This is a genomic window from Paraburkholderia flagellata (assembly GCF_021390645.1).
GTDB classification, from domain to species: domain Bacteria; phylum Pseudomonadota; class Gammaproteobacteria; order Burkholderiales; family Burkholderiaceae; genus Paraburkholderia; species Paraburkholderia flagellata.
In genome coordinates this window covers 2,555,709-2,581,390 of sequence record NZ_JAJEJT010000001.1, presented here as the reverse complement: position 1 = coordinate 2,581,390, position 25,682 = coordinate 2,555,709, and the positions used below count along the sequence as shown (strand labels likewise).

Sequence of the window (25,682 nt, the reverse complement as noted above, 5' to 3'; positions counted from 1 at the left end):
TGATGCGCGGCAGCCGCCGGCACGACGGCTGCGCGATGGATGGCGAATGCGTCGCGCCGCCTAAAGCAAGGGCTGGCGCGAGCGGTCCTTCAGCAAGAGCAGGGTGATGAGGCCCACGGCGGCGCCGAAGAGGCCGTAGTAGACGACGGAGAGCTTGTCGCCGGTCCAGCCGATCAGCAGCGTGGCGATCGCGCCGGCGAACCCGCCGAAGATCATCACCGCAAAGTTGTAGCCAATGGCGAGCGACGTGGCGCGCACGCGTGCCGGAAAGAGCTCGCAGACGAAGGCGCAGTACGCGCCCTGGAACAGGCCGAGCGAGAGCATCAGGCAGCATTGCACGAAGATCAGCACGGGCAGCGTGGGCACCGCGCTCACGAGCCGAAAGAGCGGATACGCGACGATCAGGCTGATCAGCGCGGAGGCCACCATCGGCTTCTTGCGGCCGACGGCGTCCGAGATGCGGCCCGACGCGAGCGTGCCGACGATATAAGCGAGCGCGGCGCACAGCGACGCGATCACGGAGCTTTGGAACGACATGCCAAGCGAGCGCGTGGCATAGCTCGGCATGTAGTAGTAGAAGAGGTAGGTGCCGATCGTGCCGTACACCGTCAGACCGAAGCCCGCGAGCACCTGGCGCCAGTGCGAAACCAGCGATTCGAGAAAGGGCGAGCGCTTCGGGCGCGTCTCGTGGCGCGCGTCGCTGAACACGGGCGATTCGTCGAGGCGCGAGCGCACGTAAAGCCCCACGGGCACGATGAGGAGGCCGATCGCGAACGGAATGCGCCAGCCAAACGCGCTGATCTGGTCGGGCGTGAGCGTCTGCGTGATGGCGACGCTCACCGCCGCGCCGAGCAGCATGGCGCAGGCCTGCGCGATCATCTGGAAGCTGCCGTACACGCCGCGGCGTTCGACGGGAGCGTGCTCGACCAGAAACGCCGTCGCGCTGCCCACTTCGCCGCCCGCCGAAAAGCCCTGCAGAAAACGCCCGACGAGCATGAGGACCGGCGCCGCGAGGCCGATCTGCGCGTACGTGGGCGCGAGCGTGATGACCGCCACGCCGAGCGCCATCACGAAAATCGTGATGAGCAGGGCAGCCTTGCGGCCGTGCCGGTCTGCGTAGTTGCCGAGCAGGATGCCGCCGAGCGGGCGCGTCAGGAAGCCGACGCCGAACGTGGTCCACGTCGCGAGCAGCGCGGCGGTGGGGTTCTCGCTCGGGAAGAATTGCTTCGCGATGACGGCGGCGAAGAATGTGAAGACTGTGAAGTCGAACCACTCGAGCGCATTGCCGATGGTTGCGACCGCAATCACACGCAGGTCGATTCCGCGCGCTGCGCTGGGCGTGTGTGCCGGCGTGGCTGCACCGGCAGTTTCAATTGAGAACCCCATCCGGACGTCTCCTCCAGTTGCTGGTCTGACTGACTGATGCTTTGCCTTGTGGCTTCTGTTGACTGGCTTTCGCGTGGAATCATTCTGGTTGCACAGGTAATCAAAAAAAAGTGATATTTTCTGAAACGTAACTTCAGGAAATTTGATGAATTGGATGAGAAAACGGGAGGCGTGAACCTGTGAGTACATTGCGATTTCTGCGCGCGTTCGACGCCATTGCCCGCTACGGCTCGTTTGCGCTCGCCGCTGAGCATCTGTCGCTGACCCAGTCGGCGATCAGCATGCAGATGCGCTCGCTCGAGGAAACGTTCGGCCAGCAGCTTTTCGACCGGGCGGGGCGCACCGTCGTCCTCAACGCGATGGGCAAGGCGCTGCTGCCGCACGCCCAGGAGATGCTCGCGCAGTACGAGGCGATGCGCGTGCTGGCGGCCGGACTCGAAGCACAGACAGGGCCGGTGACGATCGGCGCGGTGGAGTCGGCCGTGAGCGCGCTCGCCCAGGCCGTGGCGAAGCTCAAGACCGCGCGGCCGAGCCTGGAGATCCGCATCGTAACGGCGAGGTCGATCGAACTCGCCGCGCAACTCGATGCGGGCGACATCGATTGCGCCGTGCTCGTCGATACACCGGGACGGCGCTCGGCACGCGTGCGCTGGACGCCGCTGTACACCGAGCCTGTTGTCGCACTGGTTCCGGCGGGTTTGAAATCGGGATCGGTGGCGCAACTGCTGAACAACGAACGGTTCCTGCGCTTCGACAGCACGCAGCGAACGGGCATCGTGATCGACCGCGCGTTGCGCCGGCGCCGCTACAAGGTCAACGTGTTTCTCGAACTCAGTTCACTGGAAGGCGTGGCTGCGCTGGTGAGGCAGGGTGTGGGCGTGACGGTCGTGCCGCTCTTGCGCAACTCCAGCTGGGCCCACGATGAAGCGCTGCGCGTGCTGCCCTTGCCGGGCGAGACGGAATTTCGCAGTGTGGGGATGCTCGAGCGTGCAGAGCACGAGAAGAAGCACATCACGGCGTTGATCGCGCAACAACTCGTGGCGGCGGTTTGATGGGGTTTGAGGCCGGAGAAATGACAAAGGCCGCTGCCCTTGCGGGACAGCGGCCTTTCTACAACTGGTGGCGAATCAGGGATTCGAACCCCGGACCTGCGGATTATGATTCCGTCGCTCTAACCGGCTGAGCTAATTCGCCGAAGAAAATGATTATGGCTATACGGCCGGAATCTGTCAACCCCTCTCGCCGTCTTTTTTCAAACTAGCGCCCGCGGGCCGAAAAGCCTCGCCCAGCAGACGCCCAAAATCTCCCTCAATCCTGCGCGTAAATATCCGAGTCCTTGGTTTCCTTCACGAACAGCATGCCGATCACGAAGGTGCCCAGCGCGATGATGATCGGATACCAGAGGCCCGAGTAAATGTCGCCTCGCGCCGCCACGATCGCGAACGCCGTCGCAGGCAGGAAGCCGCCGAACCAGCCATTGCCGATGTGATAGGGCAGCGACATCGAGGTGTAGCGGATCCGTGTGGGGAACATCTCCACCAGCATCGCCGCAATCGGCCCGTACACCATGGTCACGAAGATCACGAGGATCGTCAGCATCACCACGGTCATCGGCCAGTTGAGCTGCGCGGGGTCGGCCTTCAGCGGATAGCCAGCCGCCTTCAGCGTGGCCGCCAGTGTTTTCTCGAACGTCGCACCGGCTTCCTTGGCGCCTGGAGCCCGGCCATCAAACGTGTCGATGGTCGTATCGCCCACCTTGATCTGCGCGAGCGTGCCTGCCGGAGCGGCCACGTTCTCGTAGTTCAGGCCAGCCTTCGAAAGCGCGCTCTTGGCGATGTCGCACGAACTCGTGAACTTCGAGGTGCCCACCGGGTTGAACTGGAACGAGCATTCGTCCGGATTCGCGATCACGACGATCGGCGCGCGCTGCGTAGCGGCTTCGAGCGCCGGGTTCGCGTAGTGCGTGATCGCCTTGAAGATCGGGAAGTAGGTGAGCGCCGCGATCAGGCAGCCAGCCATGATGATGGGCTTGCGGCCGATCTTGTCCGAAAGCGCACCGAAGAACAGGAAGCACGGCGTGCCGATCAACAGCGCCAGCGCGATCAGGATGTTGGCGCTCGAACCGTCCACCTTGAGCGTTTGCGTGAGGAAGAAGAGCGCATAGAACTGGCCCGTGTACCAGACCACGGCCTGGCCGGCCGTTAGGCCGAAGAGGGCGAGCAGCACGACCTTGAGGTTCTTCCACTGGCCGAACGCTTCCTTGATCGGTGCCTTCGAAACCTTGCCTTCCGCCTTGATGCGCTTGAACGCCGGCGATTCGTCGAGTTGCAGACGGATCCACACCGAAACGGCGAGCAGCAGGATCGAGGCGACGAACGGAATGCGCCAGGCCCACGCGGCGAACTGCTCTTCGCCGACGAAGGTGCGCACGCCGAGGATCACGAGCAGCGAGAGGAACAGGCCGAGCGTCGCGGTCGTCTGGATCCACGAGGTGTAGAAGCCGCGGCGTCCGGGCGGCGCGTGTTCAGCGACATAGGTCGCTGCGCCGCCGTATTCGCCGCCGAGCGCGAGACCTTGCAGGAGCCGCATGGCGATGAAGATCACCGGCGACGCAATGCCGATCGCCGCGTAGCCGGGCAGGAAACCGACCACGAAGGTCGAGAGACCCATGATGACGATCGTGACGAGGAACGTGTGCTTGCGGCCCACGAGGTCGCCGAGGCGCCCGAACACGATCGCGCCGAACGGGCGCACGGCAAAGCCGGCGGCGAAGCCGAGCAGTGTGAAGATGAAGCCGGCAGTGGGATTGACGCCGGAAAAGAAGCTCTTGCTGATGAAGGCCGCGAGCGACCCTGCCAGGTAGAAGTCGTACCACTCGAACACGGTGCCGAGCGACGACGCGAAGATCACGCGTTTTTCGTCGCTGGTCATCGGCGCGTGCGAGACTTGTCCGCCAACGGTTGCCATATATGTCTCCAGTATTGATATGCGTGTGGTCCGTCGGGCAGGCGACGCTTAAGACCCGCGGTCCTGCGGAGCATTATTGGAATGGAAACTTACGGGCTTCTGACGCGAGTGAGGGTTTCTGAGTGAGGTGTAGGAGTGGGGTCTAATCGGTCATGTTCGCTGAATCCACCGTCAAGATTGCGCATTGATATGCGAACGTCTTTTAACGTGCGGATTTTAGTTCGCGTATTGCGTATTGGATAAGGGTAAGTCCCATCCCCGTTTTCTGACGCGATCCGTCAGTTCCGCCGAGTTTTCGCTGTCCAGGCGGCGGTGATGTCGCTCAAGCTTGCGCGCGCAGCCGCAGCGTCACGCGCACGAGCGTCCCCGCGAGGCGTGGCGTGTCCTGGTAGACGTGATCGTCGATGGTGAGCGTGCCGGCGTGCATCGTGGCGATCTCGCGCACGATCGCGAGCCCCAGGCCACTGCCTTCGCCGTCGCGCCCGAGAATGCGGTAGAAGCGCTCGAGCACGCGCTCGCGCTCGGCCGGCGGAATGCCCATGCCCGTGTCTTCCACCTCGAGATGCACCACGCCCGCCATGGGTTCGGGCCGCACGCGCACGGTGATGCGTCCGCCCGCGGGCGTATAGCGGATCGCGTTGTCGATGAGGTTCGAGAGCATCTCGCGCAGCATCACCGGGTTGCCGTCCACTTCGACACGCGCCGGCGCGACGCCCTCGTCTCCCTCGCTCCCGTACGCCATTTCGGGGCCTTCGTAGCCGAGGTCCATCTGTTTGGCGAGCGCCGGCTGCACCCAGTCCCGCACCGCGTGGCGCGCCACGTCCGCCACATCCACCGGCGTGAAGATCTGCCCGGACATACGGTTTTCCGCACGCGCGAGCGCGAGCAGTTGCGTGACGAGCCGCGCGGCGTGCTCGGAACTCGTCGCGATCTGCTCGAGCGAGCGGTGCACTTCGGCAGGCGCGTCCTGGCGCAGCGCGAGTTCGGCCTGAGTGCGCAGGCCTGCGAGCGGCGTCTTCATCTGATGCGCCGCGTCGGCGATGAAGCGTTTTTGCAGCTCCATGTTCTGTTCGAGACGCGTGAGCAGGTCGTTGAACGAGGTGACGAGCGGCTCGATTTCGGGCGGTGCGCGGCGCGCTTCGAGCGGCGAAAGATCGTCGGGGCGGCGCATGCGGATGTTCGACTGCAGCGCGTGCAAGGGAGCCAGGCCCCGCGAGAGGCCGAACCACACGAGCAGGATCGCGAGCGGCAAGATCACGAACTGCGGCAGGATCACGCCCTTGATGATGTCGTTGGCAAGCTGGCGGCGCTTGTCGAGCGTTTCCGCGACCTGCACGAGCACCGGTTGACCTTGCCGGTCGCTGGCGCTGAGATGCGTGGGCTCCACTGTTGTATAGGCGACGCGGATGTCGACGCCACGTAGCGTGTCGTCGCGGAACTCGACGAGGCCGGGCGGCGGGCGGTCGTCGTCGTGCGGCAGCGGCATGTCGCGGTCGCCGCCGATCAGCTCGCCGCGGCTGCCGAGCACCTGGAAGTACACGCTGTCGACGTTATCGGCGCGCAGGAAGTCACGCGTGGAGGCGGGCAGTGTGAGCTCGGCCACGCCGTTCACGGGCTGGATCTGGCGCGCGAGTACATAGGCGTCGGTTTCGAGCGCGCGGTCGAAGGGGCCGTTGGCGATCGACTTCGCCACGAGATAGGTGACTGCGATGCTCATCGGCCAGAGCAGCAGCAGGGGCGCGAGCATCCAGTCGAGAATCTCGCCGAAAAGCGAGCGAGGGCGCGCCTCGGCGGCGGCTTCTGCTTCGTCGGGCGGGGCGAACGGGTTGGCGTAGCGGGCGTCGCGCGCGTTGTCGTCGAGGGCGTCGGCCGTAAATGCGGACGCGCTGGAGGCGCTTTCGCCGGCCATGCCCTCGGCACCCTTGGGCGGCACCGCGCGCGCGATGGGAGGACGTCCGGCCATCGTCGATCCCGCTTACTTGAAATAGTGGCTGGCGGGCATCGCCGGCGAGGCGTCAGGTGCGCCGGCCTCGCCCCGGGCGCTCGGCTGGCCGGCGCCGGCTTGCGTTTCCTTCGCCTCCTTTTCGAGGCAGTAGCCGAGCCCGCGCACGGTCACGATGCGCACGCCGCCGGCTTCCAGCTTCTTGCGCAGCCGGTGCACGTAGACCTCGATGGCGTTGTTGCTGACTTCCTCGCCCCATTCGCACAGATGATCGACGAGCTGTTCCTTCGAAACGAGGCGCCCGAGCCGCTGCAGCAGCACTTCGAGCACGCCCAGTTCGCGCGCCGAAAGATCGAGCACCTGATCGTTGATGCGCGCGATGCGCCCCACCTGGTCGAACGCAAGCGCGCCATGGCGCACCACGGTCGGGCCGCCGCCCGCGCCGCGCCGTGTGAGCGCACGCACGCGCGCTTCGAGCTCGTTGAGCGCGAAGGGCTTGGCCATGTAGTCGTCGGCGCCGAGATCGAGGCCTTTCACGCGCTCGTCCACGCTGTCGGCGGCGGTGAGGATCAGCACGGGCAGGTTGGAATTGCGCGCGCGCAAACGGCGCAGCACTTCGAGGCCCGGCATTTTCGGCAGGCCGAGATCGAGGATCAGCAGGTCGAACGACTGCATCGACAGGGCAGTATCGGCATCCACGCCGCTACGCACGTGATCAACGGCATAGCCCGATTGGCGGAGTGATCTTACGAGCCCGTCCGCGAGTATGCTGTCGTCTTCGGCAATGAGGATTCGCATGTTGCGCCAGCGTCGCCTTCGAGGCCTTTTGGCCTCGTAGCACCCGCGCCGCGCCGCGTCTTTGAAGGCGCGGTCAGGCGACGCGCGGCGGTCTCCCGAAATTCGCGGTTCTGGATCGCCAGAAAGGCTTGCCAAAACCACTGTTTTTTTATACAGTGTCTGCGTTCGTGTGCATTAGCCCGAATTAGGCGTGCGCATGGTCACGAGACGCCGTTCATCATAGCAAAGGACGATTCATGGAAGATAGCAAGAAAGGCTCGGCTGGGCTGACTGCTGAAAAGAGCAAGGCGCTGGCCGCCGCGCTCGCGCAGATCGAAAAGCAGTTCGGCAAGGGGTCGATCATGCGACTCGGCGACGGCGACGCGGTCGAGGACATCCAGGTAGTCTCCACCGGCTCGCTCGGCCTCGACATCGCGCTCGGCGTGGGCGGTTTGCCGCGCGGCCGGGTGGTCGAGATCTACGGTCCGGAATCGTCGGGCAAGACCACGCTCACGCTGCAGGTGATCGCCGAAATGCAGAAGCTCGGCGGCACGGCGGCGTTCATCGACGCGGAACACGCGCTCGACGTGCAATACGCCTCCAAGCTCGGCGTGAATGTGCCCGAACTGCTCATCTCGCAACCGGACACGGGCGAGCAGGCGCTCGAAATCACCGACGCGCTGGTGCGCTCGGGCTCGATCGACATGATCGTGATCGACTCGGTCGCGGCGCTCGTGCCGAAGGCCGAAATCGAAGGTGAAATGGGCGACTCGCTGCCGGGTCTGCAGGCGCGTCTGATGTCGCAGGCGCTGCGCAAGCTCACCGGCACGATCAAGAAGACGAACTGCATGGTGATCTTCATTAACCAGATCCGCATGAAGATCGGCGTGATGTTCGGCAACCCGGAAACCACCACGGGCGGCAACGCACTCAAGTTCTACTCGTCGGTGCGTCTGGACATTCGCCGCATTGGCTCGATCAAGAAGAACGACGAAGTGATCGGCAGCGAAACGCGCGTGAAGGTCGTGAAGAACAAGGTCTCGCCGCCGTTCCGCGAAGCCGTGTTCGACATTCTCTACGGCGAGGGCATTTCGCGTCAGGGCGAAATCGTCGACCTCGGCGTGCAGGCCAAGATCGTCGACAAGGCGGGTGCGTGGTACAGCTATAACGGCGAGCGCATTGGCCAGGGCAAGGACAACGCACGCGAATTCCTGCGCGAGAACGCGGACATCGCTCGTGAGATCGAAAACCGCATCCGCGAATCGCTTGGCGTGAGCGCGATGCCGGCCGGTGCCAACGATTCCGGCGAAGTCGAAGTCGCTGGCGAAGAGTAAGTCCTTCTGGCTCTCGTAAATAAGGCAAGCTGATGCGCAAGGGCGGGTCACCTACGTCCTCGCCTTCCGGCGATCAGGCTGACTCGCGTGCGGGTTCGCCTGCGCGCAAAGGCGTCGAGCGGCGCCCCGCCGTGAAGCCTGCCGACTCACGCATGAGCCGTTCAAGCCGCGACGCCCAGGCGGGCGATCGCGGCTTTGCGCGTTCTGGCACAGCGTATTCTTCGCCCGCCGATCTCAGCGACGATGGTGGCGCGGTCTTCGAAGTGCCGTTCGAAGCCTTCTTCAGCGGAGACGATGAGTCGGCGGCAAACGCGTCGCCAGAGCCGCCGTTCGAAACGTCATTCAAGCGATCGTCTTCATCCCTGCCGCGCGCGCCAGGCGAAGCAGCCGGCGAATCCAGCGCACCGCAAGCCGACCACTACGAGCGCAGTTCGGCCACCCGCGCCGCACGCGCAAGCGAGCGCGAAAAATCGTCCACGGCAAAGCAGCGCCCCGAGCGCTCCCTGAAGGGTCGCGCGCTCGGCTATCTTTCGCGCCGCGAATACAGTCGCGCCGAACTTTCGCGCAAGCTCGTGCCGTACACCGAAGACGCTGACGCACTCGAAGCGCTGCTCGATTCGCTCGAACGCGAAGGCTGGCTCTCCGACGCGCGCTTTGCCGAAAGCGTCGTGCATCGGCGCGCGGCGCGCGTGGGCGCAGGGCGCATCGTCAGCGAACTCAAGCGCCACGCAGTGGGCGAAGCGCTCATCGAAGAAGTGAACGCGCAACTGCGCGAGACCGAGCTCGTGCGCGCCCGCACGGTCTGGCAGAAGAAGTACGGCCAGTTGCCCGAAACGCCTGCCGAACGCTCGCGCCAGGCGCGCTTTCTCGCGGCGCGCGGCTTCTCGATGTCGATCATCGGCAAGATCCTCAAGGGAATCGAGGAAGACTGGTCCGATAATTGAGCTGGCCGTCTCGAAAAATCCGCGCGGACAAGTCCGCGCCCGGCCTGTGTGTTCGCGGCTGTCTCAAATACCCGGTATGTTAAAATCACGAGGTTTTCCAATCCGGTCTTACCTTTAGCATGCCGCTTTCTCCGCCCGTGCCCCGCCAGTTGCGCCATCAGCGCGCCATCCGGGCGGTTGCCTATGAGCGCGAAGACGGCCTGTGGGACATCGACGCGTGCCTGACCGACCACAAGCCACGCGACGTGCCGCTCGCCGCCGGTGTCCGGCCCAATGGTCTGCCGATCCATGAACTCTGGCTGCGTATTACGATCGATCGCAAGCTCAACGTCGTCGACGCAGAAGCGTCGTCCGACTGGGTGCCTTACGACGGTCAGTGCCAGAACGCTCATCCCGCCTATCGGGCCCTTATCGGGCTCAATCTCCTCCAGAACTTCCGCCGCGAAGCGGGCCGGCTTCTTGCCGGCACGGTCGGCTGCACGCACCTCACAGAAATGTTGGGCGTTTTGCCGACCGTTGCGATCCAGGCGTTCGTTGGAGAAGTGTGGGACACATCGAATGGCTCGCCGGGTGAAGCGCCCGGACCGGAACACGGCAAGACCGCCGGAGGCAATGAGTCCGCCGGTGAAAAGCCGCCCTTCCAGCTTGGCCGCTGCCACGCGCTGCGGTTCGACGGGGAGGCGGTGAAGCAGTTTTATCCGCGCTGGTATGGCCATGTGCCGCGTTCAATAGAGCGCGGCGCGGAAACCCCCAGCGTGCGCGACAGCCGGAGCCCGGGCCAAGAGGGCAGGGCCGACGCCGTCTCGCATGAATAACAACAGCGGAATCGAAGTTCACTCCAACTCTCAGACTGAAGGAATCACGCATGAAGATTCACGAGTACCAGGGTAAGGAAATCCTGCGGAAATTCGGAGTCGCCGTCCCGCGCGGCATCCCGGTGTTTTCGGTGGATGACGCGGTCAAGGCCGCTGAAGAGCTGGGCGGTCCGGTTTGGGTCGTCAAGGCACAGATCCACGCGGGTGGTCGCGGCAAGGGCGGTGGCGTGAAGGTTGCCAAGACGCTTGAGCAGGTCCGCGAATACGCGAACCAGATCCTCGGCATGCAGCTCGTCACGCACCAGACCGGTCCGGAAGGCCAGAAGGTCAAGCGTCTGCTGATCGAAGAAGGCGCTGACATCAAGCAAGAACTGTATGTCAGCCTCGTCGTTGATCGCGTGTCGCAGAAGATCGTTCTGATGGGTTCGAGCGAAGGCGGCATGGACATCGAAGAAGTCGCCGAAAAGCACCCGGAACTGATCCACAAGGTCATCGTCGAGCCGTCGACGGGTCTGCTGGACGCACAGGCGGACGACCTGGCCGCCAAGATCGGCGTGCCGGCTGCTTCGATTCCGCAAGCGCGCGAGATCCTGAAGGGCCTGTACAAGGCATTCTGGGAAACCGATGCGTCGCTGGCCGAAATCAACCCGCTGAACGTCTCGAGCAACGGCACCGTGACCGCACTCGACGCGAAGTTCAACTTCGACTCGAACGCGCTGTCCCGTCACCCGGAAATCGTCGCTTACCGCGACCTGGACGAAGAAGATCCGGCTGAAATCGAAGCGTCGAAGTTCGACCTCGCGTACATCTCGCTCGACGGCAACATCGGCTGTCTGGTGAATGGCGCGGGCCTCGCAATGGCCACGATGGACACCATCAAGCTGTTCGGCGGCGAGCCGGCGAACTTCCTGGACGTCGGCGGTGGCGCGACGACCGAGAAGGTCACCGAAGCGTTCAAGCTCATGCTGAAGAACCCGGGCCTGAAGGCGATCCTCGTGAACATCTTCGGCGGCATCATGCGCTGCGACGTGATCGCGGAAGGCGTGATCGCCGGTTCGAAGGCCGTGAACCTGAACGTGCCGCTCGTCGTGCGCATGAAGGGCACGAACGAGGACCTCGGCAAGAAGATGCTGGCCGATTCGGGCCTGCCGATCATCTCGGCAGACAGCATGGAAGAGGCCGCGCAGAAGGTTGTCGCGGCTGCCGAAGGCAAGTAATTTTCACCGGACACGAATGGCGGCGCGAGGGCGCGAAGGCTTCGGCGCATGTTTCAACACATGCCGCGGCTGACGCGACACGCGACGCCAAACGAACAGAGGTCAATACATGTCGATTCTGATCAACAAAGACACCAAGGTCATCACGCAGGGCATCACCGGCAAGACCGGTCAGTTCCACACCCGCGCTTGCCGTGAGTACGCGAACGGCCGCGAAGCGTTCGTCGCTGGCGTGAACCCGAAGAAGGCCGGCGAAGATTTCGAAGGCATTCCTATCTACGCGAACGTGCGTGAAGCGAAGGACGCCACCGGCGCGACCGTTTCGGTCATTTATGTGCCGCCGGCAGGCGCTGCTGCTGCGATCTGGGAAGCCGTCGAGGCCGACCTCGATCTCGCGATCTGTATCACGGAAGGCATTCCGGTTCGCGACATGATCGAAGTGAAGGACCGTATGCGCCGCGAAGGCCGCAAGACGCTGCTCCTCGGCCCGAACTGCCCCGGCACGATCACGCCGGACGAGCTGAAGATCGGCATCATGCCGGGTCACATCCACCGCAAGGGCCGCATCGGCGTCGTGTCGCGTTCGGGCACGCTGACGTATGAAGCAGTTGCGCAGCTGACCGCGATCGGCCTCGGCCAGTCGTCGGCTGTCGGTATCGGCGGCGACCCGATCAACGGTCTGAAGCACATCGACGTCATGAAGATGTTCAACGACGATCCGGATACGGACGCCGTGATCATGATCGGCGAAATCGGCGGTCCGGATGAAGCCAACGCCGCCGAGTGGATCAAGGACAACATGAAGAAGCCGGTGGTGGGCTTCATCGCGGGCGTCACGGCGCCTCCGGGCAAGCGCATGGGCCACGCCGGCGCGCTGATCTCGGGCGGTGCTGACACGGCCGACGCGAAGCTGGAAATCATGGACGCGTGCGGCATCAAGGTCACGCGCAATCCGTCGGAAATGGGCCGTCTGCTCAAGGCGATGCTGTAAATTCGAAATACGCTTCCGGTCGTGCATCATGCATGCGCGGGCGGCCAGCGTTTTTTGATATGCTTGCGGAATCCTTTCACGAGGTTTCCGAACAAAAAGCGAGGGAGCCAGTCATGGCCTCCTCGCTTTTTTATTTGGCTCGCCGCCTGAGCCGCCCAACCTGAATTCCGGCTGAGTCTCCGTTTCCATGCTCGAATTTTTCGCGACGCTCCATTGGGGCGCTGTCATCCAGATCATCGTCATCGACATCCTGCTCGGCGGCGACAACGCCGTGGTGATCGCGCTCGCCTGCCGCGACCTGCCTTCGCAGCAGCGCATGCGCGGCATTCTGTGGGGCACCGCTGGCGCGATTGCGCTGCGCGTGGTGCTGATCGCCTTCGCCGTGGTGCTGCTCAACGTGCCGTTCCTCAAGTTCGCGGGCGGCCTGCTGTTGCTCTGGATTGGCGTGCGGCTGCTCGCGCCCAGTCATCTCGAGCACGCCAACGTGAAGCCCGCCGACAAGCTGATCGGCGCGATCAAGACGATCATCGTCGCCGATGCGGTGATGAGCCTCGACAACGTGGTCGCGATCGCGGGTGCTGCCGAAGCGGCCGATCCGCGCCATCGCATCGCGCTCGTGATCTTCGGGCTGATGGTGAGCATTCCGCTCATCGTGTGGGGCAGCCAGCTCGTGCTCAAGCTGCTCGACCGCTATCCGGTGATCGTGACACTCGGCGCAGCGCTGCTCGGCTGGATCGCGGGTGGTCTCATCATCAACGACCCAGCCGGCGACCGTTGGCCACTGCTCGATACGCCCGCGGCCGAGTACGGCATGTGCGTGGCCGGGGCGGTGTTCGTCGTCGCACTCGGGTCCTGGCTCAGGCGCCGCAACGCGCGGCGCGGCGCGGCGCAAGGGCCGCAGTCGCACTGAGCGCGCGTTGCTGTGCCATTGCGCTTAGGCCATCTGGCCGACTGATGCGCAAGCTGGGCCGCCGATACGATCAAGACGCCTGCTCACCATTGTGAGCAGGCGTTTCTTGTTTCAGGAGCCCTGACGATGACCGTATCCGCATTTCCCATGAGCCCGCCGCCGGGCAACGGCCGCCCGTGTTTCGCGCGACTTTCGCGCCTCGCAGGCATTGCCTGCCGCTGGACTGCACGCGGCTTCACGCTGATCGAATTGATGATCGTGCTCGCGATCGTCGGCGTGATCGCCGCTTACGCCATTCCCGCGTACCAGGATTATCTCGCCCGCAGCCGCGTGGGCGAGGGCCTCTCGCTCGCGGCTTCCGCGCGGCTTGCCGTGGCGGAGAACGCCGCAAGCGGCAACGCGTTCGGCGCGGGCTACACGGTGCCACCCGCAACGCGCAACGTAGAGTCGCTGCATGTCGACGATACGACCGGTCAGATCACGATTGCATTCACCTCGCGCGTGGCGCCCGAGGGCAGCAATACGATCGTGCTCGTGCCTTCGGTGCCCGACAACGCCGATGCGCCCACCGCGCGCGTCGCGCTTGCTCAGGGCAGCGTGCAAGGCGGCACGCTCACATGGGAGTGCTTCGCAGCGGGCAAGACGGCTTCGTCGCTTGGCGCGCCCGGCGCGGGCCCATCGCCCGTGGACGGCGCAACGCTGGCGGGCAATCTCGCGCCGCCGGAGTGCCGCGCATAGGGACTGCGCGTTGGTGCGGATGCGGCCCAACCGGCCGCACCCGCACAGCGGGGGAAAAGTTTTGTATAGTGCCCGGTTGCTGAACGTCCCCGCCCAACCATGCCTTCCAATTTTGCGCGTTACCTTACGTTCGTCTTGCTGGCCCTCGCGTTGACGCTGCCCTATGCGGTCGTCAACCACACCTATCCGATTCCCACGTTCTACGCGGAATTCGTTGCGCTGACGCTTTATGTGCTGATGGGCGCCGCGACGCTGCTGCTCGTTCGCCCGGTGCGCTCGGGCGAGGGCTTCGCGTCGCCCACGGTCGCGCTCGTGCCGCTTTTCTTCGGCCTGTTGCTGATCGTGCAGACGTTCGCATTGCCGCTCGCCGAGCCCTCGATGAACTGGCTCGGCGCAGGCTATCTGCTCGCCGCCTTCCTGGCGACGCACGCGGGCTACACCATCACGCGCGCGCGCCTCATGCAGTCGGCGCTTGTGTGGGGGGCGTTCGCGCTGCAGTTCGGTGGGCTCTTCGCCGTGTTCAGCCAGGTGATCCAGCTCTTTCACCTGGAAACGAAGGTCACGCCGCTCGTGGTCGCGTACAACGTGACGGTCGAGCGCCGGCCATTCGGCAACATGGCACAGGCCAATCACCTGGCCACGTATATCGCCTTTGCGATGGCGGGGGCGATGTACCTCGCGCTCACGCGGCGTCTGAACATCCTGCTGTGGGGTGTGCTGACCGCGATCTATTCAGGTGGCCTCGCGCTCACGGTGTCGCGCGGGCCGTGGCTGCAGATGGGCGTGATTTTTGTCGCGGGCATGTGGATCGCGCTCACGGGCTGCCGCAGCGAAGCAGGCGAAGGGCGCAGCGTGGGCGCGGAAGGCCTGGCATCGGCGGCGGCCTCGGGTCGCAAGGCCGGTGGCGTGCGCGCCTGGATCATCCCGGTCGTCCTCGTGCTGATCTTTTTCGGCATGAATGCGTTCGTGCGCTGGGCCAATATCCACTACGGGCTGGACCTGGCGCAGTCGGCTGCTGAACGCATGAAGGACGCCAGCCAGATCGCGCCGCGCCTCGCGCTGTGGCGCTACGGCTGGACGATGTTCAAATCGCATCCGGTGCTGGGCGTCGGCTGGGGCGATTTCCCGGTGCATCAGTTCGAGTTGGTCCGCTCGCTTGGCGGCGTCGAGATCGCTAATAACGCGCACGATATCTTCCTCGACCTGCTCGCGAAGACCGGCATCGTCGGCCTTGCCATCGTCGTGATCGGTCTCGTCGCGTGGTTCGTGCGCGGGTTGCGCGCGCCGCATACTGCCGAGCGCGTGTTCGGTTTCATGCTGATCGGCGTGCTCGTCATGCATGCGCTCGTCGAATATCCGCAGCAGTACATGTTCTTCTTGCTGCCGGCGATGTTCGTTTTCGGCCTGCTGGAGACGAAGCCGCTGCGGATTGTGCCGTCGCGCGTCTCACTCGGCGTGTATGCGGTGGTCGTGTTCGGCGGCGTCGCGGCGCTGTACCCGGTGCTGCGCGACTACAACCGCGCCGAGGTGCTCTATTACGGACAGCATCCGGCGCGCGACTACGGCGACGACCCTTCGCGCCTGTTCGGCGCCTGGGGCGACTACGGCATGGCGACGCTATTGCCGATGAACGCTGCGAGCCTTTCGACCAAGCTTTACGCGCACCAGCGCGCCATCGCGCTGCTGCCCGGCGAGACGGTGCTGCGCCGCTACGCCGTTTTGCAGGCACTGGATGGCGACACGGCGGGCGCATTCGATACGGCGGAGCGCCTGCGGATTTTCGCCACGGAGTTGCACGACTGGCCGACCCAGCTCGCGTCGCTCTACGGGCTGCTCGACGAACAGCCCACGCTTGCGGACTTCAAGGCGCAGCTCGTCAAGAAATACGGGACGCCGGCGAAGTCGGTCGAACAAGACGACGAGGACGATTCGGACGATTGAGCCTCACGGCTCATGCATGAAGCGGCGGCTCGCCGCCGCGCGCTGCACCTGACCTTTGGCAATCAAAGCTCGGAATATTTCGCGGCGGTGCCTTTCGCCTTCTCCACGGGGTAGCGCTGCGCGTTGAGCTTGAGCTTTTCGGCTGCCGCATCGACCAGATCGATTCCCGCGGTATGCGCGACCAGCAGAAGGTAGATGAACACATCCGCGCATTCGTGCTTGAGGTGCGTGAGTTGTGCGGGATCGGCGAGCAGGGCGTCGATCTGCGCGTCGGTCTTCCACTGCACCGTTTCCAGCAGCTCGCCTGCCTCGATGCTCGTGGAGACGATCAGGTTGCGCAGCGTGTGAAACTGTTTCCAGTCGCGCTCGTCCCGGAACGCCAGAACCTGCGCGCGCAGTTCGTCGAGAGTCATGGCTTCAGCGCTCCGCCACCCAATCCCCAGACTTCCCGCCGTGCTTCTCCAGCACGCGCACATCGGTGATTGTCATGCCGCGGTCCACCGCCTTGCACATGTCGTAGACCGTCAGTAGTCCGACCTGCACGGCGGTCAGCGCTTCCATCTCCACGCCCGTGCGGCCGAGCGTTTCCACCTGCGCCGTGCAGTGGACGCCGGGCAGCGCTTCGTCGAGCGCGAAGTCCACCTTCACGCGCGTGATCGCGAGCGGGTGGCACAGCGGTATCAGATCCGACGTGCGCTTCGCCCCCTGGATGGCGGCGATGCGCGCAACGCCGATCACGTCACCTTTTTTCGCGTGGCCGTCGCGGATCAGCGCGAAAGTTTCCGGCAACATGCGGATCGTGCCGCTCGCGAGCGCAATGCGCTTCGTCTCTGCCTTGCCGCCAACGTCGACCATATGGGCGTCGCCGGCTGCGTCAAAATGCGTGAGTTCAGGCATGGTGGGTTCTTCCTTGAGGGGTACCTATCTTAACAGCGCGGCAAGCAGCGCTTTCTGCGTGTCTTGCCGTGCCGCAAGGGTTGTAAGGCGGGCTACAATCAGCCGGTTAGCACACGCGAGCGCAGGCGGTCCGCACGAGGCGCGCCGCCGCGCCAGTGTTCCGCATTCCCCGATCCTGTCATCAATGCGTCTGAAACGACTGCTTGCTGCATGGTTGTGCGCGTCGCTCGCGGTTTCTCCGCAAGCGTACGCGCAGGCGTCGAATGCCGCCGTGCTCAATCTCGGCGCGGCTTCGCCGGCAGCCACGAAGCCCGCCCCGGCCCCCTCCGGTGCCGCGCCGAATGCGCCCAGCACGGCGCCCGCACTCGTGAGCGGCCCGTTCGACGACACTGCAGACCCCGTCCTCCCCGCATCGATCGCGCAGGGCGTGTTCGGCACTTACGGCGGCGCGCAGAGCCGCTTTTCGGCGCCGGGCCAATCTGGCGCATCTTCCTCGAGCGGCAACGCCAGCGTGCGCCCCCCCGCCTGGGTGCCCCAATTGCCCGATCTCGGCGACGGCTCGGGCGGCGCGCTCACGCCACAGGCCGAGCGCCGCATCGGCGAGCGCGTCATGCGCGAGATTCGCCGCGACCCCGACTATATCGGCGACTGGCTCGTGCGCGATTACCTCAATTCGGTCGCCGCGCGCCTCGCGGCGGCCGCGAGCGCACAGTTCATCGGCGGCTATCGGCCCGACTTCGATCTGTTCGCGATCCGCGACGGCCAGATCAACGCGTTCTCGCTGCCGGGCGGCTTCATCGGCGTGAACTCGGGGCTCATCGTCGTTACGCAAACGGAATCCGAGCTTGCCTCCGTGCTCGGGCACGAGATGGGTCACGTATTGCAGCGGCACATCGCACGCATGCTTTCAGAGAGCGAGCGCACCGGGCTCGCTGCGCTCGCGGGCGTGCTGTTCGGCATTCTCGCGGGCGTGCTCGCGCATAGCGGCGATCTGGGCGCCGGGATTGCGCTCGGCAGCCAGGCGTATGCCGTGGACAGCCAGTTGCGCTTCTCGCGCGCCGCGGAGCACGAGGCCGACCGCGTGGGCTTCCAGCTGCTGACGGGCGCGGGCTACGACCCGTGGGGCATGGTGGCGTTTTTCGAGCGGCTCGAGCGCGATTCGATGGAAGAGACGGGCGTGCCGGCCTACGCGCGCACGCACCCGCTAACGGGCGAGCGCATCGCCGACATGCAGGACCGCGCGCGCCGCGCCGCTTACCGGCAGCCGCACCAGGCGCCCGAGTACGGTTTCGTGCGTGCGCGCGTGCGCGTGCTACAAGACCGTACGCGCAACGAGTACATCGACGAGGTTTCGCGCCTGCGCGCGGAACTCGAGGACCGCACGGCGCTCAACGTCGCCGCGAACTGGTACGGCATCGCCTATGCGCAAACGCTGCTCGAGCGCTATGACGATGCCACGGCGTCGCTCGCTAACTCGCGTGCGGCGTTCGCGCAGTTCGAGGCTGCCGACGGCAGCAAAACACGCAACTCGCCGAGTCTCGACGTGCTCGCCGTAGATATCGCGCGCCGCTCGGGCCGCGTCGACGACGCCGTGCGGCTAGGCGAGGCCGCGCACAAGGCGTGGCCGGGCTCGCACGCGGCCACCGATGCGCTGCTGCAGTCGCTGATCGCGGCGCGCCGCTTCAAGGAGGCGCAGACGCTCGCGCGCAGCCAGACCGAGGCCGAACCGCAACAAGACGCATGGTGGCTCTATCTGGCGCAGGCGAGCGCAGGACTCGGTGACGCGCTCACGCAGCATCGGGCGATGGCGGAGAAGCTCGCGCTCGACGGCGCGTGGCCCTCGGCCATTCGACAGCTCAAGGAGGCGCGCGACATGAAATCGGTGGGCTACTACGATCTGTCGACCATCGAAGCGCGTTTGCACGACTTCGAGGCGCGCTACAAACAGGAGCGCCAGGACGAGAAGGATGAGGGCCGCGGCTGAGCCGGCACTCAAGGCCTGGATGCTCGCGGCGTGCCGCCGTGCTGCGCTGCCTGCGCTTCGCGCTCGGCGTGTGCCGGGCTGGTCACGAAGCCAAAGCGCGCGCTCACGTCGGCGCGCTCGATCGGCTGCAGCGGCAGCGCGGCGCCGGCGCGCCAGTGGAAGGTGCCGCTGCCGGCGTCGTCCGTGAGCGTGGCGTGGTCGGTGAAGAGGTCGAGGTCGTGATCGTGCAGCAACGCCGCGCGCGGCGGCGTGCTCGCATCGGCAAAGATCACGCTGCCCGCTTCGTCGAGGTAGGCGGCGACGGGCTCGAACGCCTGACCGCCTTGATCGGTGAGCGTCAGCGCGTCATGGCTACCGTCGTCACCCGCAGCGAGCCGCACGATCCACGGCGTGTATTCGAGCTCGACATACACGCGCTGCGGGCCGTTCTGGAAGTACCACTGGCCATCTTCATCGCGCTCGTAATTGCGGTTGATGAAGCCGAGCAGGGCTTCGTGGCGGATCGACGTGCCGGGGGCGTTCTGCGCCTGGGCGGCCTCGTCGCGCATGCGCCAGTTGCCGCGTGCGTCGAGCAGCAGCCAGCCCGTGCAATGCGGGACGTTGGGCCAGCGCGCGAGCGCCTGTTTGACGATGTCATCCATGAGAGACGAAAGGCGAGAAATAAGTGAGCACGCGCTGCGCGAGCCAGTCGCTGCGGCCGGGGAACGGTCCTGTCATGAAGCCGACGTGGCCGCCGTGCTCGGGCTGATCGAGCTCGACGGCGGCGCTCACTTCGTGGCGCGCGGGCAGCGCCCGGTCCGGCAGGAACGGATCGTTGCGCGCGTTCAGCACGAGCGTGGGGACGACGATCTCGCCGAGCTTCGGACGGATCGTCGCCTGGGTGTAGTAGTCGTGGGTGTCGCGAAAACCGTGCAGCGGCGCCGTCACGACATTGTCGAATTCGTACATCGTGCGGCTCGCGAGCACGGCTTGTGCGTCGAAGAGGCCGGGGTACTGCTCGAGTTTCTGGAGCGCCTTGACTTTCAGCGTCTTCAGGAAGCTGCGCGTGTAGATCATGCCGAAGCCTTGCGCCAGCATCTCGCTGCCCGCATGCACATCGAGCGGCGTGGAGATCGCGGCGGCGGCCGAGACGATCGCGGCGTCCTCCCGGCGCTGCGCGAGCCAGTGCAGCAGCACGTTGCCGCCGAGCGACACGCCCGCGACGACGAGCGGCCCGGCGTGGCGGGCGGCGAAGCGGCGCAGGACCCAGTCGACTTCGGCGGAATCGGCGAGATGGTAGAAGCGCGGCAGCAGGTTCAACGGACCGCTGCAACTCCGAAAGTGGGGGATCGCCGCGTGCCAGCCGCGCGCGTGCGCAGCCGCGGCGAGTGCGCGCGCGTAGTGCGAGCTAGAGCCGCCTTCCAGGCCATGGAACAGCACGAAGAGCGGTGCGCCTTGCGCGTTGCGTGAATCCGCACCGGTGCGCTTGCGGTCGAGCCAGTCCACTTCGATGAAATCGCCATCGGGCGTGTCCCATCGCTCGCGCCGGTAGGCGGGCGCGGGCAGGCGCGAGAAGAGCGCTGGCACGATGGTCTGAATGTGCGCACCGGGCAGCCAGAACGGCGCGCGGTAGTCGGTATCGTAGTTGGCGCCGAGCACGGCAGCCTGGGCCTCGAGCGCGGCGGCGACGCGGGCCGCCTTGCTGGGCTTGCTGGTGTCGTCGGTCGTACTCATGACTGCCCCCTGCTTTGCGCCCCTTTTGTCAGTGCAGCGCGCCCTGGCCATGGCGCAATTTGGCCGAGAACTGGGTGGCTGCGTCGTCGGGCATGCGGCTCGCGTGAATGTGCGCGATACGCCACTCGCCGCGCTCGTGAACCATCACATAGGTCGTGAAGACCATGGTGGGGATCGCGCTGGGATCGACCGGACGATGGGCTTCCACGATCGCGTAGACCACGGTGCCGAGGCTGTCGTACACGCGGATGTCGAGTGGCTCGATCGACACCGGCGCCGCTTCGAGCTGCGCGGCGAGGCCAGCGCGGATGCTCGACAGGCCGTGCAGATGCGCGCCTTCCGCGGTGATGCAGCTCACGAATTCTTCATCGATCCACAGGCCCATCAAGCTGTCGATGTTGACTTCCGCGACGGCCTGGTAGTACGCGTTGAGGGTGTCCGCGGCGGCTTCGAAGATGTGGGCAAAACGTGGCATGGCTCGTTGGTCTTGTGCGCTCGGTGTTGCACTCGGCGTGTACCTGGGCGCGGGTTGGCGGATGATCGGTTGCGTCGCTTCGCGTCTGTCGCTGTGTTGCGCGCGTTTTGCCGCGAGCATGCCGCTTTCGCGAGACAGGCCTGTGACCTGCTCCGATGCGGCGCTTCGGTCTCTCCCGCGCCTCGTCGATGCCTCTATTGGGCGCGCGCAACGCGCGTGGCGTCCGTTGCGTGGCGCACATCCATTTGCGTGCGCGATGTTTTTCAGCGTGGCGGGCGGCACATAGCCGCCCAACGCTGGCTGGCGATGTCTGTGGCTGCTTGACGCGCCTAACGCTGCCCGAGCAGCATGCCGCGCAGATCGCCGAAAACTTGCTCCGGGCTCAGTTCGCGCAGGCAGTTCAGATGCCCGAGCGGACACTCGCGCGCAAAGCAGGGACTACATTCGAGATGCAGCCATTGTACCTTTGCAAGCTCGGACAAGGGCGGCGTGTGGCGCGGATCCGTCGACCCGTACAGCGCGACGAGCGGGCGTCGCAGCGCGGCGGCCACGTGCATCAGGCCCGAATCGTTGGTCACCACGGCGTTCGCGCGTGAGATCAGCGCGCAGGCTTCGCCGAGTGCGGTCTGCCCGCACAGGTTGCGCACGTTCGGCGCGCGATCGGCAATGGCCTGGGCCAGCGGGGCGTCCTTCGGCGAGCCGAGCGCGACGATCTGCGTGTACGGGAACGACTGGCCCACCATCTTCGCGAGCGCCGCGAAATGCTCCGGCGGCCACCGCTTGGCGGGACCGTACTCGGCGCCGGGGCAGAACACGAGCAGCGGCACGCGCGTATCGAGATTGAAGCGCGCCGACACGCGCGACGCCTCGTTCGGGTCCGACTCGAGACGCGGCATCGGCAGGTCGTCGGGCACGCTCGCGCCGGGCGCGTAGGCGAGCGCGGCGTAGTGCCTGACCATGGGCGGGCGCTCGTCCTTCGGCGGATTCGCATGGCGCACGTTCAAGAGGCCGTAGCGGTTCTCGCCCGTATAGCCAATGCGCAGCCCGATATTGGCGAGCCACGGGATCAGCGCGGACTTGAGCGAATTGGGCAGCACGTAGGCGGCGTCGTAGCGCTCGGCGCGCAAATCGCCCGCCAGTTGCCAGCGGCGCAGCAGTTGCAGCTTGCCGTGGCCGAGGTCGGTGGCGTAGACGTCGCGGATCTCGGGCATGCGCTCGAGCACGGGCGCAACCCAGGTTGGCGCGAGCGCATCGATCTGAATGCGCGGGTGCAGTTTCACGAGCCGCGAAAAAAGCGGCTGCGCCATCAGAGCGTCACCGATCCAGTTCGGTGCGATTACCAGCGCGCGGCGCATCGGGAGTCAGGGTCCGGAGAGGGTAAAGGTTGCACGCGGCTTGCCCGTTTTGGGAAATCGGGGCGTTCGCATGAAACACGGTTAATTCAACGAAGCGGTTAGCGCGACGTCCCGCCGGCGTGCCGGTGGGCGTCAGCGCAAGATGCGGCCTGGTGCTTCGTGGCGATGTGCGTAAAGCCCGCGGCGCGCCGCCGTTTTCATGGCGGCGCGCGACGGGCGGTGAAGCACAGGATATGCCGCACGAGCGAAGTGTCTTCACTCAGCTCAGCGGCCATGCCCTCGCGAACAAAATGGCGTGAACGCGGCTTTGCGCCGTTCGGGCGCAAGCCTCGCGACGCGTCAGTGGCCGTGGACGACCTCGCCCGCGCGCAGCTTGTAACGCGTGCTGCAGTACGGGCACTTCGCTTCGCCGTGCGTCACGTCGAGGAACACGCGCGGGTGGTTGCTCCAGCGCGGCATCGACGGATTCGGGCAGTAAGCGGGCAGATCCTTGGCCGAAAGTTCGACCAGCGGCATTTCCTTGATTTCGCTCATGAGGACGTTTCTCTGTGTAGCTGTGGGGGCCAGGCGTTGGTTCGCCCGGACCTTTCTTTCTTAGACCTTCGCGAGCCAGTGCGCGTACTTGTCGTTCTTGCCCGACACGACGTCGAAGAAGGCCGATTGCAGCTTCTCCGTGACCGGGCCGCGCGAGCCGCTGCCGATGGTGCGGTTGTCGAGCTCGCGGATTGGTGTGACTTCGGCGGCGGTGCCGGTGAAGAACGCTTCGTCGCAGGTATAGACCTCGTCGCGCGTAATGCGCTTTTCGATCACCTGAATGCCCATGTCGCGCGCGAGCGTGATGACGGTGTCGCGCGTGATGCCGTCGAGGCACGACGAGAGGTCGGGCGTGTACAGCTTGCCGTTGTTGACGAGGAAGAAGTTCTCGCCCGAGCCTTCCGAAACATAGCCGTCCACGTCGAGCAGCAGCGCTTCGTCGTAGCCGTCGGCGGTGGCTTCCTGGTTCGCGAGGATCGAGTTCACGTACCAGCCCGACGCCTTGGCGCGCACCATCGACACGTTCACGTGATGGCGCGTGAACGAGGACGTCTTCACGCGGATGCCCTTGGCAAGGCCGTCTTCGCCGAGATACGCGCCCCACGGCCACGCGGCGATAGCCACGTGAATGGTGTTGCCCTTGGCCGACACGCCGAGCTTTTCCGAGCCGACCCAGATGATCGGGCGGATGTAGCACGACTCGAGCTTGTTCGCGCGCACGACTTCGAGCTGTGCGTCGGCGAGCGTTTTCGCGTCGAACGGCACGTCCATCTGGAAGATCTTGGCCGAGTTGAGCAGACGCTTGGTGTGCTCGGCGAGGCGGAAGATGGCGGTGCTGCCGTCGGCGGTCTTGTAGGCGCGTACGCCTTCGAAAACACCCATGCCGTAGTGCAGCGTGTGGGTCAGCACGTGAATGTTGGCGTCGCGCCAATCAATCAACTTGCCGTCCATCCAGATCTTGCCGTCGCGGTCGGCCATTGACATACGATTCTCCAGACAAGTGCAGTAAATATCGGGCTTATACAGCGGGCCTCGCCGCGCGCCGCGTGGCTGCGGTTGGCAAAGACTAATATTTTAGCGTCATTTGACGCCTTCCAGCGCGCCCGCGGGCGCGTGGGGCGGCGTTTTCGGGCGATTTTAGGGTCAGTTTTCGCGGGTCTGCGCCGGTTTCGGCCGATTTTTTTCAGTCTGCGCTTATGTTGCGACGCAGCAAATCCCTTGAAGGGCCACCCGGCGAGCAGCGTCTGCCCAAATACGGGAGATTCGCCTGGACACGTCTCAGATCATCCTGGCTATCAGCTAAAATACCGATCTCGCAATTCGATGCCGGCTCGTGCCAGCGACGAGCAGCGACATGGAGCCGCGAACCGGGACAGCGTTCAAAACCGGATCCCGCGCCGTGCCGTCGAGCACGTCTTGCCGCGCCAGAATCAGGCCCGCGGCGCCGCATCGCCTTGCCACCGCCTTCCCACCATCAAGATGACATGCCCATGAACAAGGTTCTGCGTCTTTCCGATCTGATCTCCGAAGGCAAATTGAAGGGCAAGCGCGTATTCATCCGCGCCGACCTGAACGTGCCGCAGGACGACAACGGCAACATCACCGAAGACACCCGCGTGCGCGCCTCCGTGCCGGCCATCAAGGCCGCACTCGACGCCGGCGCGGCCGTCATGGTCACCTCCCACCTGGGCCGCCCGACCGAAGGCGAGTTCAAGCCCGAAGACTCCCTCGCGCCGGTCGCGAAGCGCCTGGCGGAATTGCTTGGCCGCGACGTGCCGCTGGTCGCGAACTGGGTTGAAAACGGCGTGAACGTCGAGCCGGGCAACGTGGTTCTGCTCGAAAACTGCCGCGTCAACAAGGGCGAGAAGAAGAACTCGGACGAGCTTTCGCAAAAGATGGCGAAGCTCTGCGATATCTACGTGAACGACGCGTTCGGCACCGCGCACCGCGCCGAAGCGACGACCTACGGCATCGCGAAGTACGCGAGCGTCGCCTGCGCGGGCCCGCTGCTCGCAGCGGAACTCGACGCGCTCGGCAAGGCGCTTGGCGCACCCAAGCGCCCGCTGGTCGCGATCGTGGCGGGCTCGAAGGTCTCGACGAAGCTCACCATCCTCAAGTCGCTGGCCGAGAAGGTCGACCAGCTGATCGTGGGCGGCGGCATCGCCAACACGTTCATGCTGGCGGCGGGCCTGAAGATCGGCAAGTCGCTTGCCGAAGCGGATCTCGTCGACGATGCGAAGGCCATCATCGATGCGGCGCGCGCGCGCGGCGCCTCGGTGCCGATCCCGACCGACGTCGTGACCGCCAAGGAGTTCTCGCCGACGGCGAAGGCCGAGACGAAGAACGTGGCCGACGTAACCGACGACGACATGATCCTCGACATCGGCCCGGTCACCGCCAACGCGCTCGCCGCGCAGCTAGCGCAGGCCGGCACGATCGTGTGGAACGGCCCGGTCGGCGTGTTCGAGTTCGACCAGTTCGGCAACGGCACGAAGACGCTCGCGGACGCCATCGCCAACTCGGGTGCGTTCTCGATTGCCGGCGGCGGCGACACGCTCGCGGCCATCGCGAAGTACAACATTGCCGACAAGGTCAGCTATATCTCAACCGGCGGCGGCGCCTTCCTCGAGTTCCTCGAAGGCAAGAAGCTGCCAGCGGTGGAAGTGCTCGAAACGCGGGCGGCTGGTTAAGTGGCGCCCCGCGCCCCGGCCGGGAAGGCCACGAACAAACTTCCTCGTGCTGCTGCACAGAAGTCGCGCAGC

At 65.3% G+C, this 25,682-nt stretch carries 23 protein-coding genes and 1 tRNA gene; 11 read left to right on the top strand and 13 right to left on the bottom strand.

The window, feature by feature from the left end; translation table 11 throughout:
• Window positions 1-60: 60 nt before the first annotated feature.
• The gene (locus tag L0U83_RS11570; protein WP_233882810.1) at window positions 61-1,386 is read right to left on the bottom strand and encodes an MFS transporter; all 1,326 of its coding nucleotides are present in this window, start codon (window positions 1,384-1,386) and stop codon (window positions 61-63) included.
• A gap of 179 nt (window positions 1,387-1,565) precedes the next feature.
• On the opposite strand from L0U83_RS11570, the gene L0U83_RS11565 reads away from it, so the two are divergent.
• On the top strand, window positions 1,566-2,438 hold the full coding sequence (locus tag L0U83_RS11565; protein ID WP_233882808.1) for a LysR substrate-binding domain-containing protein: 873 nt from the start codon (window positions 1,566-1,568) through the stop codon (window positions 2,436-2,438).
• A 65-nt stretch (window positions 2,439-2,503) separates the two neighbouring features.
• Here L0U83_RS11565 and L0U83_RS11560 read toward each other — a convergent pair.
• The 4 genes from L0U83_RS11560 to L0U83_RS11545 form a co-directional block, all read right to left on the bottom strand.
• Window positions 2,504-2,580 (bottom strand) — tRNA-Met (locus tag L0U83_RS11560).
• 114 nt (window positions 2,581-2,694) lie between these two features.
• Window positions 2,695-4,353 (bottom strand): MFS transporter, encoded by a 1,659-nt coding sequence (locus L0U83_RS11555; RefSeq protein ID WP_233882806.1) that lies wholly within the window; start codon window positions 4,351-4,353, stop codon window positions 2,695-2,697.
• A 322-nt stretch (window positions 4,354-4,675) separates the two neighbouring features.
• Window positions 4,676-6,262 carry a sensor histidine kinase gene (locus L0U83_RS11550; protein ID WP_233883872.1) on the bottom strand — a complete coding sequence of 529 codons (1,587 nt, stop codon included), beginning with the start codon at window positions 6,260-6,262 and terminating at the stop codon, window positions 4,676-4,678.
• Window positions 6,263-6,328: 66 nt separating this feature from the next.
• The gene (locus tag L0U83_RS11545; RefSeq protein ID WP_233882804.1) at window positions 6,329-7,093 is read right to left on the bottom strand and encodes a response regulator transcription factor; all 765 of its coding nucleotides are present in this window, start codon (window positions 7,091-7,093) and stop codon (window positions 6,329-6,331) included.
• A 236-nt stretch (window positions 7,094-7,329) separates the two neighbouring features.
• Here L0U83_RS11545 and recA point away from each other — a divergent pair, with 236 nt between their 5' ends.
• From recA to L0U83_RS11505, 8 genes are all read left to right on the top strand, one after another.
• Entirely contained in the window at window positions 7,330-8,406 is a 1,077-nt protein-coding gene (gene recA / locus L0U83_RS11540; RefSeq protein ID WP_233882802.1) for a recombinase RecA, read from the top strand.
• Between the two features lie 152 nt (window positions 8,407-8,558).
• Window positions 8,559-9,350, top strand: a complete 792-nt coding sequence (gene recX, locus L0U83_RS11535; protein ID WP_233882797.1) for a recombination regulator RecX — start codon at window positions 8,559-8,561, stop codon at window positions 9,348-9,350.
• Between the two features lie 119 nt (window positions 9,351-9,469).
• Window positions 9,470-10,165, top strand: a complete 696-nt coding sequence (locus L0U83_RS11530; RefSeq protein WP_233882796.1) for a DUF2889 domain-containing protein — start codon at window positions 9,470-9,472, stop codon at window positions 10,163-10,165.
• 50 nt (window positions 10,166-10,215) lie between these two features.
• On the top strand, window positions 10,216-11,382 hold the full coding sequence (gene sucC / locus L0U83_RS11525) for an ADP-forming succinate--CoA ligase subunit beta (protein ID WP_233882795.1): 1,167 nt from the start codon (window positions 10,216-10,218) through the stop codon (window positions 11,380-11,382).
• Window positions 11,383-11,491: 109 nt separating this feature from the next.
• Complete coding sequence (gene sucD / locus L0U83_RS11520) at window positions 11,492-12,373, top strand: succinate--CoA ligase subunit alpha (RefSeq protein WP_069262862.1); 882 nt, start codon at window positions 11,492-11,494, stop codon at window positions 12,371-12,373.
• 187 nt (window positions 12,374-12,560) lie between these two features.
• Window positions 12,561-13,283, top strand: coding sequence for a TerC family protein (locus tag L0U83_RS11515; protein ID WP_233882794.1), 723 nt, complete (start codon window positions 12,561-12,563; stop codon window positions 13,281-13,283).
• A 147-nt stretch (window positions 13,284-13,430) separates the two neighbouring features.
• Window positions 13,431-14,021: a pilin gene (locus tag L0U83_RS11510; RefSeq protein ID WP_373321050.1), complete on the top strand. Its 591-nt coding sequence runs from the start codon at window positions 13,431-13,433 to the stop codon at window positions 14,019-14,021.
• 99 nt (window positions 14,022-14,120) lie between these two features.
• Window positions 14,121-15,962, top strand: coding sequence for a PglL family O-oligosaccharyltransferase (locus L0U83_RS11505; RefSeq protein WP_233882793.1), 1,842 nt, complete (start codon window positions 14,121-14,123; stop codon window positions 15,960-15,962).
• Window positions 15,963-16,024: 62 nt separating this feature from the next.
• On the opposite strand, the gene L0U83_RS11500 is transcribed toward L0U83_RS11505, so the two are convergent.
• Window positions 16,025-16,375, bottom strand: coding sequence for a nucleotide pyrophosphohydrolase (locus L0U83_RS11500; protein ID WP_201695302.1), 351 nt, complete (start codon window positions 16,373-16,375; stop codon window positions 16,025-16,027).
• A 4-nt stretch (window positions 16,376-16,379) separates the two neighbouring features.
• Window positions 16,380-16,859 (bottom strand): cyclic pyranopterin monophosphate synthase MoaC, encoded by a 480-nt coding sequence (gene moaC / locus L0U83_RS11495; protein ID WP_042266308.1) that lies wholly within the window; start codon window positions 16,857-16,859, stop codon window positions 16,380-16,382.
• A 184-nt stretch (window positions 16,860-17,043) separates the two neighbouring features.
• Here moaC and L0U83_RS11490 point away from each other — a divergent pair, with 184 nt between their 5' ends.
• Window positions 17,044-18,843, top strand: coding sequence for a M48 family metalloprotease (locus L0U83_RS11490; protein ID WP_233882792.1), 1,800 nt, complete (start codon window positions 17,044-17,046; stop codon window positions 18,841-18,843).
• An 8-nt stretch (window positions 18,844-18,851) separates the two neighbouring features.
• Here the strand turns inward: L0U83_RS11490 and L0U83_RS11485 are convergent, their stop codons facing one another.
• The 6 genes from L0U83_RS11485 to L0U83_RS11460 form a co-directional block, all read right to left on the bottom strand.
• A complete protein-coding gene (locus L0U83_RS11485; RefSeq protein WP_233882789.1) occupies window positions 18,852-19,484 on the bottom strand; it encodes a DUF2946 family protein in 633 nt (210 codons plus the stop codon).
• The gene (locus L0U83_RS11480; protein ID WP_233882788.1) at window positions 19,477-20,556 is read right to left on the bottom strand and encodes a YheT family hydrolase; all 1,080 of its coding nucleotides are present in this window, start codon (window positions 20,554-20,556) and stop codon (window positions 19,477-19,479) included. The genes L0U83_RS11485 and L0U83_RS11480 overlap by 8 nt, the downstream gene beginning before the upstream one ends.
• Window positions 20,557-20,584: 28 nt before the next feature.
• Window positions 20,585-21,031, bottom strand: coding sequence for a nuclear transport factor 2 family protein (locus L0U83_RS11475; RefSeq protein ID WP_028205952.1), 447 nt, complete (start codon window positions 21,029-21,031; stop codon window positions 20,585-20,587).
• 329 nt (window positions 21,032-21,360) lie between these two features.
• Complete coding sequence (gene waaF / locus L0U83_RS11470; protein WP_201695308.1) at window positions 21,361-22,386, bottom strand: lipopolysaccharide heptosyltransferase II; 1,026 nt, start codon at window positions 22,384-22,386, stop codon at window positions 21,361-21,363.
• 339 nt (window positions 22,387-22,725) lie between these two features.
• On the bottom strand, window positions 22,726-22,920 hold the full coding sequence (locus L0U83_RS11465) for a zinc-finger domain-containing protein (protein WP_028205950.1): 195 nt from the start codon (window positions 22,918-22,920) through the stop codon (window positions 22,726-22,728).
• A 60-nt stretch (window positions 22,921-22,980) separates the two neighbouring features.
• Complete coding sequence (locus L0U83_RS11460; RefSeq protein ID WP_233882787.1) at window positions 22,981-23,904, bottom strand: branched-chain amino acid transaminase; 924 nt, start codon at window positions 23,902-23,904, stop codon at window positions 22,981-22,983.
• Between the two features lie 506 nt (window positions 23,905-24,410).
• Between L0U83_RS11460 and L0U83_RS11455 the strand changes: the two genes are divergently transcribed.
• Window positions 24,411-25,610: a phosphoglycerate kinase gene (locus L0U83_RS11455; protein ID WP_233882786.1), complete on the top strand. Its 1,200-nt coding sequence runs from the start codon at window positions 24,411-24,413 to the stop codon at window positions 25,608-25,610.
• Window positions 25,611-25,682 lie beyond the last annotated feature (72 nt).